At 68.8% G+C, this 12,566-nt stretch carries 10 protein-coding genes; 4 read left to right on the top strand and 6 right to left on the bottom strand.

Features of this window, described 5'->3' with window-relative positions; translation table 11 throughout:
* Positions 1 to 188 precede the first annotated feature (188 nt).
* Positions 189 to 1,049, bottom strand: coding sequence for a D-amino-acid transaminase (locus AC0IY1_RS05680; protein WP_471768314.1), 861 nt, complete (start codon positions 1,047 to 1,049; stop codon positions 189 to 191).
* A 58-nt stretch (positions 1,050 to 1,107) separates the two neighbouring features.
* Entirely contained in the window at positions 1,108 to 2,415 is a 1,308-nt protein-coding gene (gene purB / locus AC0IY1_RS05675; RefSeq protein ID WP_055952650.1) for an adenylosuccinate lyase, read from the bottom strand.
* Between the two features lie 385 nt (positions 2,416 to 2,800).
* Between purB and AC0IY1_RS05670 the strand changes: the two genes are divergently transcribed.
* Positions 2,801 to 4,957, top strand: a complete 2,157-nt coding sequence (locus AC0IY1_RS05670; protein WP_471768311.1) for a TonB-dependent receptor — start codon at positions 2,801 to 2,803, stop codon at positions 4,955 to 4,957.
* Positions 4,958 to 5,278: 321 nt separating this feature from the next.
* Positions 5,279 to 7,420, top strand: a complete 2,142-nt coding sequence (locus AC0IY1_RS05665) for a TonB-dependent receptor (protein ID WP_471768308.1) — start codon at positions 5,279 to 5,281, stop codon at positions 7,418 to 7,420.
* Between the two features lie 80 nt (positions 7,421 to 7,500).
* Here the strand turns inward: AC0IY1_RS05665 and AC0IY1_RS05660 are convergent, their stop codons facing one another.
* From AC0IY1_RS05660 to hemB, 4 genes are all read right to left on the bottom strand, one after another.
* Entirely contained in the window at positions 7,501 to 8,247 is a 747-nt protein-coding gene (locus AC0IY1_RS05660; protein WP_055952656.1) for an arginyltransferase, read from the bottom strand.
* Between the two features lie 224 nt (positions 8,248 to 8,471).
* Complete coding sequence (locus tag AC0IY1_RS05655) at positions 8,472 to 8,960, bottom strand: RDD family protein (protein WP_055952659.1); 489 nt, start codon at positions 8,958 to 8,960, stop codon at positions 8,472 to 8,474.
* 113 nt (positions 8,961 to 9,073) lie between these two features.
* Positions 9,074 to 9,505, bottom strand: a complete 432-nt coding sequence (locus AC0IY1_RS05650) for a hypothetical protein (protein ID WP_471768305.1) — start codon at positions 9,503 to 9,505, stop codon at positions 9,074 to 9,076.
* Positions 9,502 to 10,560 carry a porphobilinogen synthase gene (hemB, locus tag AC0IY1_RS05645; protein ID WP_471768302.1) on the bottom strand — a complete coding sequence of 353 codons (1,059 nt, stop codon included), beginning with the start codon at positions 10,558 to 10,560 and terminating at the stop codon, positions 9,502 to 9,504. The genes AC0IY1_RS05650 and hemB overlap by 4 nt, the downstream gene beginning before the upstream one ends.
* Positions 10,561 to 10,911: 351 nt before the next feature.
* On the opposite strand from hemB, the gene AC0IY1_RS05640 reads away from it, so the two are divergent.
* Positions 10,912 to 11,991 carry an enoyl-CoA hydratase/isomerase family protein gene (locus AC0IY1_RS05640; protein ID WP_471768299.1) on the top strand — a complete coding sequence of 360 codons (1,080 nt, stop codon included), beginning with the start codon at positions 10,912 to 10,914 and terminating at the stop codon, positions 11,989 to 11,991.
* Positions 11,992 to 12,016: 25 nt separating this feature from the next.
* A complete protein-coding gene (locus tag AC0IY1_RS05635) occupies positions 12,017 to 12,484 on the top strand; it encodes a DUF6163 family protein (protein ID WP_055952671.1) in 468 nt (155 codons plus the stop codon).
* The last annotated feature ends 82 nt before the right edge of the window (positions 12,485 to 12,566 follow it).

Raw genomic sequence — 12,566 nt, 5'->3', positions numbered from 1 at the left:
GTCCTGGGGAGGGGCTCTGCAGAGGAACGGGTCCCGCGGTTTTATCCCCCTCCCGCGGGAGAGCAGAAGCCGCGCGCAGGGCCGTCCTCGACCTACCTGCTCCCGCGCGCCATCGTGCGAAGGTTCACGCGCTCCCGCGCGCCGTCGTCCGAAGGTTCACGCGCTCTCGCGCGCCATCGTCCGAAGGTTCACGCGCTCTCGCGCGCCATGGCGAGATAGAGCTCGCGCAGGCGCCGGGTGTGGGGGCCGGGGCGGCCCTCGCCGACGGCGTGGCCGTCGATGGAGACCACCGGCATCACGAAGGCCGAGGCGCTGGTGTAGAAGGCCTCGGCCGCCGCCAGGGCCTCGGCGACGCTGAACAGGCGCTCCTCCAGGGCGAGGCCCGCTTCCTCGGCGAGGCGCAGCACCGCCTTGCGGGTGATGCCCGGCAGGAGCGCCGTGGACAGGGGCCGCGTCACCAGGGCGCCGTCCGTCGTGACGATGAAGGCCGTCGAGGACGAGCCCTCGGTGACCGCGTCGTCCTCGACCATCCAGGCCTCGGCGACGCCGGCGGCGGCGGCCTGCTGCTTGGCCAGCACCTGGGCGAGGAGGGCCACCGACTTGATGTCCCGGCGCTTCCAGCGCAGGTCCGGCACGGTGATGATCTTGGCACCGGTCTCCGCGAGCGGGTTGGCCGCCACGGTCTTGGCCTGGGTGAACATCATCACCGTGGGCGTGGTGCCGGCAGGCGGATAGGCGAAGTCGCGCTCGTACACGCCGCGCGTCACCTGCATGTAGACCAGCCCCTCGGTCAGCCCGTTGCGGGCGATGAGGTCGGCCTGCAGGCCGATCCACTCGGCCAGGCTGTGCGGGTTGGCGATGTCGATCTCGCCCAGCGAGCGGTCGAGGCGGGCGAGGTGGGCCTCGTTGTCCACGAGGCGCCCGTCGAGCACCGCTGAGACCTCGTAGATCCCGTCGGCGAAGAGGAAGCCCCGATCCATGATCGGCACGCGCGCCTCGGCGAAGGGCAGGAAATCGCCGTTCAGGTAGACGATGCGGGCCTGGGACACGGGGTTACCTCTTCGGTCCGGGTGGGGCTGTTCGAGACAGGCAGGATTCGTGCGATGTTCAGCTTGCGCCGAACACCCGGGCGAAGATCGTGTCCACGTGCTTGAAGTGGTAGCCGAGATCGAAGCACTCCTCGATCTGCTCCGGGGTCAGCGCCGCGGTGACGTCGGCATCGGCCTTCAGCAGGGCCAGGAAGTCGCCCTCGCCGCGCCAGACCGGCATCGCGTTGCGCTGGACCAGACGGTAGGCGTCCTCGCGGGACACGCCGGCCTGGGTCAGGGCCAGCAGCACCCGCTGCGAGTGGACGAGGCCGCCGAGCTTGTCGAGGTTGCGCTGCATGTTCTCCGGATAGATCAGCAGCTTGTCGATGACGCCGGTGAGGCGGCCCAGGGCGAAGTCGAGGGTGACGGTGGCGTCCGGCCCGATCATGCGCTCCACCGAGGAGTGCGAGATGTCGCGCTCGTGCCAGAGGGCGACGTTCTCCATGGCGGGTAGCGCGTAGGCGCGCACCATGCGGGCGAGGCCCGTCAGGTTCTCGGTGAGCACCGGGTTGCGCTTGTGCGGCATGGCCGAGGAGCCTTTCTGGCCCTCGGAGAAGAATTCTTCCGCTTCCAGCACTTCCGTGCGCTGGAGGTGGCGGACCTCGATGGAGAGGCGCTCCACCGAGGAGGCGACCACGCCCAGCACCGCGAAGAACATGGCATGGCGGTCGCGCGGGATGACCTGGGTCGAGACCGGCTCGGGCGTCAGGCCCATGGCCTCGGCGACGTACTCTTCCACCCGCGGGTCGATGTTGGCGAAGGTGCCGACGGCCCCCGAGATCGCGCAGGTGGCGATCTCCGCGCGGGCCGCCACGAGGCGGGCGCGCGCCCGCTCGAATTCCGCATAGGCCCCGGCGAGCTTGAGGCCGAAGGTGACCGGTTCGGCATGGATGCCGTGCGAGCGGCCGATGGTCGGCGTCATCTTGTGCTCGAAGGCGCGGCGCTTGAGGGCGGCGAGCAGGGCATCGACGTCCTTGATCAGCAGGTCGGCGGCGCGGACGAGCTGGACGTTGAGGCAGGTGTCGAGCACGTCCGACGACGTCATGCCCTGGTGGACGAAGCGGGCCTCGGGCCCGACGATCTCGGCCAGATGCGTCAGGAACGCGATGACGTCGTGCTTGGTCACCGCCTCGATGGCGTCGATGCGGGCCACGTCGAAGACCGCGTCGCGGCCCTTCTCCCAGATCGCGTCGGCCGCCTGCTTCGGGACGACGCCGATCTCGGCCAGGGCCGTGGTGGCGTGGGCCTCGATCTCGAACCAGATCCGGAAACGCGATTCGGGGGACCAGATCGCGGTCATCTCGGGGCGGCTGTAGCGGGGGATCATGCGGGCGCCTCGGTCAACGCGTCGGGAAAGGGGGCAACGGGATCAGGCGCGCCTAGCATGGGTGGCGTTGGCGCTCAACGCGGACGGCGCAGCGCAGCCGGGCGCCCGGACGCTGCAGCGCGGCATTTTCGCCTCAGTGCCGGCCATTGAGCCACGACTGGAAACATTCCAGGAAAGCGTTCCTAGGGCGATTTCTGTTGTGTTGCAGCTGGTTGGCCACATGCTCCTTGACTAAGCTGGAATAGGTCCAGAGAAAACCAGCCTCGATCCACTGGACTATACGGAACTCCTCCAATAACGGCGCAGAGCGTATCAGAACAGTCCCGATCTCCCACGGGGATGTGCTGCATCTGAGTTACGCATTCTCCTGCCGACGAGACCGTCCATGCTGCCTGCCCCCGCCGGATTCCACCGCGCCCTCCTCCTGGGCGCGACCTTCCTGGGGACGGGGAGCCTCGGCCTCGCGGATACGGCCTCGGCCGAGGACGCCGCCATCACCCTCGACCAGCTCCACGTCGTCGGAAGCCCGGGCGAAAGCGTCGGCTACCTGACCACCCGGACGCGCGGCGCCACCAGGACCGACACAGCCCTGATCGACACGCCGCAATCGGTGACGGTCGTCACCCAGCAGCAGATCCGCGACCAGGGCATCCAGAGCATCGCGGACGCGATCCGCTACGTGCCGGGCGTGGTGGCCCACCAGGGCGAGGGCAACCGGGACGACGTGGTGATCCGGGGCCAGCGCTCGAACGCCGACTTCTTCGTCAACGGCATCCGCGACGACGTTCAGTACTTTCGCGACCTCTACAACGTCCAGCGCATCGAGGTGCTGAAAGGTCCCAACGCGATGATCTTCGGGCGGAGCGGCGGTGGCGGCGTGATCAACCGGGTGCTGAAGGAGGCGGACGGCGTGCCGGTCCGCGAGGTGGTGGGGCTCGGCGGCGCCTATGGCGTGAAGCGCGTGGCCGTCGATGTCGGCGACCGGATCGGCGACAGCGCGTTCTTCCGCCTCAACGGGATGTTCGAGGACAGCGGCAGCTTCCGGAACTTCGTCGATCTGCGCCGCTACGGCGTCAATCCGACCCTGACCTTCCTGCTCGGCCCGGTCACGACGCTGAAGCTCTCCTACGAGTCTTTCCACGACGACCGCACGGCGGACCGGGGCATTCCCTCGCAGTTCGGGCGACCCTATCGCTACCGGCAGAACATCGCGACCTTCTTCGGCAATCCGGACCTCAGCTACGCCCGGATCGATGCCCAGATCGCCACGGCGACCCTGGACCATGCCTTCGAATCCGGGATCGCGCTGCGCAGCCAGCTGCGCTTCGCCGACTACGCGAAATTCTATCAGAACGTCTATCCGAACATCGGCGCGGCCGGCTCGGTGAACGCCGCCGGCACCGCCCTTACCCTGGCGGCCTACAACACCGAGTCGCCGCGGACGAACATCTTCAGCCAGAACGATGTCACCGACCGGTTCGAGACCGGCCTCCTGAAGCACACGCTGCTCGGCGGGTTCGAGCTCGGATACCAGGAGGGCCTGACCCTCCGCCAGGACGGCGTCTTCGCCACCACCGGCACCCAGGCCCTGGTGGTCAACCCACTCTCGCCGGTGAGCCGCGTCCCCGTCAGCTTCCGCAACGTCGCGAGCGGCGCCAACACCCGCTACGACCTCGGCCTCGCGGCCCTCTACGCGCAGGACCAGGTCGAGATCGGGCCGCACCTTCAGCTCATCGGCGGCCTGCGCTACGACCGCTTCGATTTCGCCGCCACGGACCGGCGCAGCACCGTCACTCAGGCCCGCGTCGACGACCTGCTCTCGCCCCGCCTCGGCCTAGTGCTGAAGCCGGTCGAGGCGCTGGCCGTCTACGCCAGCTACAGCGTGTCCTACCTGCCGTCCTCCGGCGACCAGTTCAATGCCCTGACCCCGGGCCTCGCCATCGCCAAGCCGGAGCGGTTCGAGAACACCGAGATCGGCGTGAAGGTCGACGTCGCCCCGACGCTGCAGCTCACCGGCGCCCTGTACAACCTCGACCGCAGCAACCAGCGCCTCGCCGACCCGAACAATGCCGGCTTCTTCATCACCAGCGGACAGACCAACACGCGGGGCGCCGAGATCGGTGCCAACGGCTACGTCACCGACGGGTGGCAGATCGCCGGCGGCTACGCCTTCACCGATGCCCGCATCGTCAAGGGCTTCAACATCGGCGGTACCTCCGTCCGACCCGGCAACCAGGTCGGCCTCGTCCCCTTCAACGCCGTGACCCTGTGGAACAAGTTCGACGTGACCGAGGCGTTCGCGCTCGGCATCGGCTTCGTCCACCAGACGCACAGCTTCGCGGCCTCCGACAACACCGTGCGGCTGCCGGGCTACAGCCGCGTCGACCTCGGCTTGTTCTGCCAGGTCACCGATGGCGTCCGGGCCCAGCTCAACGTCGAGAACCTGTTCGACCGCGGCTACATCGCCACCGCCGACGGCAACAACAACATCAGCCCCGGCGCCCCGCGCATGATCCGCGCGCAGGTGGTGGCCCGCTTCTGAGGCGGTCGCCGCCCCGGCGCGCGGTCGCAGCTTCCGGGACGGCCTGCGACGTGTGGCATCGCCGCAACATGCCTTGCCGGATCATCCCACCCTGGAATATTTCCAGGATTAAAAGCCGATACAGTTTTGCCGAATGTTGCGAGGATGTTGGCTCACTGTTTCGAGCGCTTCTTAGAAGCCCTTTAAAACAAAGGTCAGGAAACGCCGCCGCGCTCGCTTGATCCTGTCTTAGCCGACCTTCAAGGGGGGCACCACGCCCCGTGACTGAATTCGGGGACGCAAAATCAACAAGACACGGTCAGTCGAGCGGACGGTACGATCATGAACATTGGAGCAGCATCGCGTTTCCTCGCCACCCTCCTGTGCGGGACGGCGCTGGCGACGACGGCCCGGGCGCAGCCGGCGCTCCTGCCCGAGGGCACGGCCGTCACCCTCGACCAGCTCAGCGTCGAGGGCGTGCGCGGGAACACGGTGGGGTACCTGACCCGCGCCACGCGCAGCGCGACGAAGACCGACACCCCGCTCCTCGACACCCCGCAATCGGTGACCATCGTCAGCCGGGAGCAGATCCGAGACCAGAACTTCCAGAACCTCACCGACCAGTTGCGCTACGTGCCCGGCGTGATCCCGGCCCAGGGCGAGAGCAACCGCGACGAGGTCGTCATCCGCGGGCAGAAGACCAATGCGGACTTCTTCGTCAACGGCGTGCGCGACGACGTCCAGTACTTCCGCGACCTGTACAACATCGAGCGGATCGAAGTGCTCAAGGGCCCGGATTCGCTGATCTTCGGCCGCGGCGGCGGCGGCGGCGTGATCAACCGCGTGCTTAAGGAGGCCGACGGCCTGCGCGTGCGCCAGGTCGTGGCGGGCGTCGGCCAGTTCAACCAGAAGCGCGTGGCCCTCGATGTGGGCGACCGGATCAGCGACAGCGTGTTCTTCCGCCTCAACGGCGTGTTCGAGGACAGCCAGACCTACCGCCAGTTCGGCGAATTGCAGCGCTACGGCATCAACCCGACGATGACCTTCCTGCTCGGCCCGGCGACCACGCTGAAGCTCTCCTACGAGTTCTTCCACGACGACCGCTTCCCCGATCGCGGCATCCCCTCGCAGAACGGCCGGCCGTACAACTACCGCAACAACATCCGCACCTTCTTCGGCAACCCGGACGTGAACACCACCCGGGTCGATGCCAACATCGCCACGGCGACCCTCGACCACACGTTCGAGTCCGGCGTCCAGATGCGCAACCAGCTGCGCTTCGCCGACTACAATCGCTTCTACGCCAACACCCTGCCGGGCGCGCCGGTCAACGCCGCCGGGACCCAGGTGCCGATCACCGGCTACCGCAACGAGACCGACCGGACCAACTACTTCAGCCAGAACGACTTCACCTACAAGTTCCTAACCGGCGACGTGAAGCACACCCTGCTGGCCGGCTTCGAGCTCGGCTACCAAGAGGGCCTCGCCTTCCGCCAGACAGCGTTCTTCAACACCGGCAGCAGCCTCGTCACCAGCGTGGTGGTGAATCCGATGGCGCCGATCACCCGCGCGCCGGTGACCTTCCGCAACAACGGCACGACGGACGCCAACTTCCGCTACGACCTCGGCCTGGCCGCGGCCTATGCCCAGGACCAGATCGACCTGAACGAGTACGTGCAGATCGTCGGCGGCCTGCGCTACGACTACTTCGACTTCTCCTCGCAGGGCCGCGTCACCGGCCTGACCAACGAACGGGTCGACAACCTCGTCTCGCCGCGCGCCGGCATCGTGATCAAGCCGCTGGCGAACCTCGCCTTCTACGGCAGCTACAGCGTCTCCTACCTGCCGTCCTCGGGCGACCAGATCGGCAGCTTCACGCCGGGCCTCGCCATCGCCAAGCCGGAGGGCTTCCAGAACCTCGAAGTGGGCGTGAAGGTCGACGTCACCCCGACCTTCCAGGTCACCGGCGCCCTGTACAATCTCGACCGCACCAACCAGCGCCTGGCCGACCCGAACAATGCGGGCTTCTTCATCCTGTCGGGCCGGACCAACACGCAGGGCGCCGAGATCGGTGCCAACGGCTACCTCACCGACTGGTGGCAGATCGCCGGCGGCTACGCCTTCACCGATGCGCGGATCGACAGCGCCGTGTCGACGACCATCGTGAAGGGCAACACCGTCGGGCTGGTGCCGTTCAACAGCGTCTCGCTCTGGAACAAGTTCGACATCACGCCCGAATTCGGCCTCGGCATCGGGGTGATCCACCAGACCCACACCTTCGCCACCTCCGACGACACCGTGCGGCTGCCCAGCTACACGCGCTTCGACCTGGGGCTGTTCTATCAGGTCAGCGAGTCGGTCCGGGCGCAGGTGAACATCGAGAACCTGTTCGACCGGCGCTACATCTACACCGCCGACAACAACCAGAACATCACGCCGGGCGCGCCGCGCACGATCCGGGCGCAGATCATCGCGAAGTTCTGATCCGCACCACGTTCTGATCCCGGCCAAGTCCGACGCGGCTCAGATCGGAGAAGCGGGCCGCGGCGGTGCGGGCGGGTGGGTTACTCCACCCGCTGCCAGCCGGGGCCCATCAGGCGTTCCTGCGGGGTGAAGCGGGCCTTGTAATCCATCTTCCGCGAGCCCTCGACCCAGTAGCCGAGATAGAGGTAGGGCAGGCCGAGATCGGCGGCACGGCGGATGTGGTCGAGGATCATGTAGGTGCCGAGCGAGCGGTGCGCCTCGGCCGGATCGTAGAACGAGTAGACCATCGACAGGCCGTCCGCGAGGACGTCGGTCAGGCAGAGGGCAACGGTCGGCCCGGTGCCGCGCCCGTTGATCGCGGTGTCGGGTCCGCGCCGGCGATAGCTCACCAGGTGGGTGTCGACGTGGCTGTCCTCGATCATCATGGCGTAGTCGAGCACGGTCATGTCGACCATGCCGCCGTCGCCGTGGCGGGCGTCGAGGTAGCGCCGGAACAGGGCGTACTGCTCGGAGGCCGGGCGGTTGGGCTCCGGAGCGCCCACGAGGTCGGCGTTGCGCTGGAGGATGCGGCGCTGGCTGGCCGAGGGCCGGAAATCGGACACCACCACCCGCACCGAGATGCAGGCCCGGCAGGATTCGCAGGCCGGCCGGTAGGCGATGGTCTGCGAGCGGCGGAAGCCGCCCTGCGTCAGGATCTCGTTGAGGTCGCGGGCGCGGCGCCCGACCAGGTGTGTGAAGACCTTCCGCTCCTCCTGCCCCGGAAGGTAGGGGCACGGGGAGGGCGCCGTGAGGTAGAATTGCGGGGTGTCCCGGGAATGGCTCGTCACGCTTGTCTGTCGCTCGCCGCGCGCCGGGTGCGCACAGCGCACCCCGAGACTTGAGTGTATCCGCAACGCGGGCGGGCTCAACACCCTCCCGGGGTTCCGCGACAATTTCGTGCGAAACCGTGCGTCTGAATTTTGGCGCCTCGAACGTGGCGCCGGAAACTTCCCTCGTCTTGTTCAGCCGCGAACGGCCGCGTCGACGGTGACTTCTGGCGAAGGCGATCGCGTCAGCCGGCCCGCACCACCGCGAGGCCGAGGAGCAGGTCGTGGCCGAGGCGGCGGTCGGCCCGCACCAGGCCGATGCCGACATCGAGCATCCAGAGCAGGAAGGCCGAGGCCACGGCCACGTAGAACAGCAGCGCGTGGATCGCGGCGGTGAGGTAGTCGACGCGGGCGCCGCTCTCCGGCGCGACCACGCGCAGGCCCATCATCCGCATGCCCCAGGTGCTCTGGCCCCGGCCGCCGACCGTGATCGCGCTGTAGAGGATGCCGCTGGCCGGCAGGATCGCGAACAGGGTCCAGCCCAGCCCGAAGGTGAGGGCGCCGATCACCGTGATCACCAGGGTGAGCAGGGCGGTGAACCCGAAGATGAACAGGATGTCGAGGAGGTAGGCCATGAAGCGCGCGCCCAGGCTGCCCCGGACATGGGGTACCGGGAACTGGGGGGCGTAGCCGGTCTGGAAGCGATCGGCGTAGGGGCTTTGCGTCTCGCGCATGGGGCGCTCCTGGATCGCGCTCGCGGACGGAGCGGCGACGTTCTGAGCGGAGAGATGGGCGTGCGCCCGACGAGACTCAAGCCGGCACCGCGAGATCGACGCTTCCGCCCGGCTCAGTGCGTCAGGCGGTCGGCCGGCACCGGCTGGACGCCCGGGTCCGCGGCGGCGGCCTCCGGGGTCTCGAGGTAGTAGTGGCGCAGCAGGAACAGGCGCGCCCCGTTGACCGGCCCGCCCTCGGTGGCGAGGCCGAGGAGTTCCGCGCCGGGACCGAAGCTGCAGGTGACCCAGCGCTGGCGCGCGGCCTGGCCGGGCCGCCCCGCCACCGCGTAGTCGACGCGGAGTTCGTCCGGCGTCGCGCCCGCGCCGATGCGCAGGAGCTTCACCGCGGTCTCGGGCGGTGCGAGCGCGGGCACGACCCGTCGGCAGATCAGGGCGCGCTGTCGATCGACCGAGCTCTCGCAGCCGCCGAGGGCGAAGAGGCCAAGGAGGGCGACCCCGCCGGCGAGCGCCGCGCGGAGGCCGCGCGCGGTGGACCTGAGGCTCACGCGCCGGCGCGCAGCCGCTCGGCGACCCGCAGCGCGTAGTAGGTGAGCACGCCGTCGGCGCCCGCGCGCTTGAAGGCCAGCAGGCTCTCGACCATGGCCCGCTCGCCGTCGAGCCAGCCGTTGCGGGCAGCGGCCTCGATCATCGCGTACTCGCCCGAGACCTGGTAGGCGAAGGTCGGCACGGCGAACTCGTCCTTCACCCGGCGGATGATGTCGAGGTAGGGCAGGCCGGGCTTCACCATGACTGAATCCGCGCCCTCCGCGAGGTCGAGGGCGACCTCCCGGATGGCCTCGTCGGAATTGCCCGGGTCCATCTGGTAGGTGCGCTTGTCGCCGACCAGGGCCGCCTGGGTCCCGATGGCATCCCGGAACGGGCCGTAGAAGGCACTCGCGTACTTGGCCGCGTAGGCCATGATCTGCACGTCGCGGAAGCCCGCCCGGTCGAGGCCGGCCCGGATCGCGCCGACGCGCCCGTCCATCATGTCGGAGGGCGCGATGATGTCGGTGCCGGCCTCCGCCTGGATCAGGCTCTGCTCGACCAGGAGGGCCACGGTCTCGTCGTTGAGGATCGCGCCGTCCTCCAGCAGGCCGTCATGGCCGTGGCTGGTATAGGGATCGAGGGCGACGTCGGTCATGATGCCGAGCTCGGGCACCGCCGTCTTCACCGCCCGGACCGCCCGGCAGACGAGGTTGTCCGGGTTGAGCGATTCCGAGCCGGTGGGATCGCGCAGGCTCGGCTCGGTGTAGGGGAAGAACGAGATCGCCGGGATGCCCACGCGGGCAGCCTTCTCGGCGTCCCGGACGATCTCGTCGACGCTGAGGCGCTCGACACCGGGCATCGAGGCGATGGGCTCGCGCCGGCCCGACCCCTCGATCACGAAGAGCGGCCAGATCAGGTCGTCGACCGTGAGGGTATTCTCGCGCACCAGGCGGCGCGACCACTCGGCCTTGCGGTTGCGGCGCGGGCGCTGCGTGATGCCGAGGGCCACGGGGCGAGCGGCTTCCTGGGCCGTCTCGACCGCCAGGGGACGCGGGGTCGCGGGTTCGTTGGTCATCGTGGGCGCACTCGATCGTTTTCGGCCCGGGCCGTGGCCGGGAGAGACCCTAGCGGGGAGAGCCCCTGGCCGGGAGGGGCCCTGGCCGGGGCGTGCGAGCACGGGCCTAACACATCCGGAAAAGCCTCCGAAACCCGTGATGCCGACGCAGGGATGGCGGGTCGACCTGCACCGTCAGCCTGCACCGTCAGCCTGCACCGTAGACCTTCCCCTTAGACCTGCACCGTAGACCCGCGCCGTGCGCACAGACGAACCGCCTCCGGCGACGCCCCTCCGATTGACGCCCAGCGCCAAAACCTCGTCTAAGCAGCCGATCCAGGCTGGAGACCCCGGCCGGAGGCGGGAGAACCCATGGCAGATTCGGGCGAAGCGGAGATCCTGTTCGAGCGGCGCGGGGCGGTGGGCCTCGTGACGTTGAACCGGCCGCGCGCCCTGAACGCCCTGTCCCTGGCGATGCTCGGGGCGATGCAGGCCCAGCTCGACGCCTGGGCCGGTGACGCCGCGGTGACGCGGGTGGTGCTGCGCGGCCGGGGCGGACGAGCCTTCTGCGCCGGCGGCGACATCCGCCAGATCTACGCCCTCGCCAGGGCCGGCGCGCATGCTGCCGTCGATGCCTTCTGGCGCGCCGAGTACGGCCTCGACGCCACGGTGCAGCGGTACCCGAAGCCCGTAATCAGCCTGATCGAGGGCCTGGTCATGGGTGGCGGCAACGGCATCTCGGTCCATGGCAGCCACCGGGTCTCGTCGGAGCACTACAGCTTCGCCATGCCGGAGGTCGGGATCGGCCTGTTTCCCGATGTCGGCATGACCTACGTGCTGCCGCGCCTGCCCGGATGCACGGGAACCTACCTCGCCCTGACCGGCGCCCGCATCGGACCGGGCGATGCCCACGCGGTGGGTCTGGCCACCCACCACGCCGCGGCGGCGGATTTCGACGCAATCGTCGACGGCCTCGCCTCCGGCGGGCCGATCGAGGCGCTGCTCGCCGACCGAGGCCGACCGGTGCCGGATCCGGAGACTCTGGTCGCGGCCCGGGCCGTGATCGATGCCTGCTTCTCGGCCGCTACGGTCGCGGAGATCCTGGCGCGCCTCGAGGCGGACGGCTCTGCCTTCGCCACCGAGACGGCCGCCCTGATGCGCACGCGCTCGCCCACCAGCCTGGTTCTGGTGCGCGAGCAGATGCGCCGCGGCGCCGCTTCGAGCTTCCCCGAGGCGATGCTGACGGAATACCGGATGGTCAGCGCCCTGATGCGCGGCCACGACTTCTTCGAGGGCGTGCGCGCGGCCGTGATCGACAAGGACGGCGCGCCGGCCTGGAAGCCCGCCAGCCTGGACGCCGTCGACCCGTCGTCGATCACCGCGGCCTTCGCGCCCACGGGCGGGCCGGAGCCGACCTTCGGCGGATCGCCCAAGTCAGGATCCATGTCGTGATCCCAGTCATGAGAAGAGGTCCGGCGTGCGCGGATTGACGAAGGTCCCTGGCTCCCGCGAGATCCGCGGACGCAATCAGGACGCCGGTGCCGACCGGATCGAGCGTGCGCCCCAGGTGCCACAGACCGGCTGGGACGTGGTGCTGGTCTGGTTCATGCGCCTCACCGCCCTGTTCTGGCTGGCGAAGGCCGTCGCCACCTGGGCCGGCATCCTCGACATCCTGCCCGGCGGGCGCCCCTTCGAGTCGGAGACGCTCGGGCGCCAGAGCGTGATCGTCTACTTCGCGGTGATCGACCCGATGGCGGCGGTCGGTCTCTGGCTTACCAGCGCCTGGGGCGGCGTGGTCTGGCTGCTGGCCGCCACCAGCGCGCTCACCCTCGCGGTCCTGACCCCGCAGCTGCTGCCAATAGCCCCCGTATACCTGGCAATACAGGCTGGAATTATTGCGTTGTATTTTATCTTGTCTTTCCTGGCCGCGCGGGAAATCCGGTAAACGCCGGGTTACGACGTTCGCTTCATCTTGCATTTACCGAGAGAGGTAAATCGCAAATTCATCCTATCGCTTAAACCGTCTT

The organism is Methylobacterium sp. AC690, from assembly GCF_979256535.1.
The sequence above is the reverse complement of the archived record's forward strand: the minus strand, read 5'-3'. Positions and strand labels throughout refer to the sequence as shown.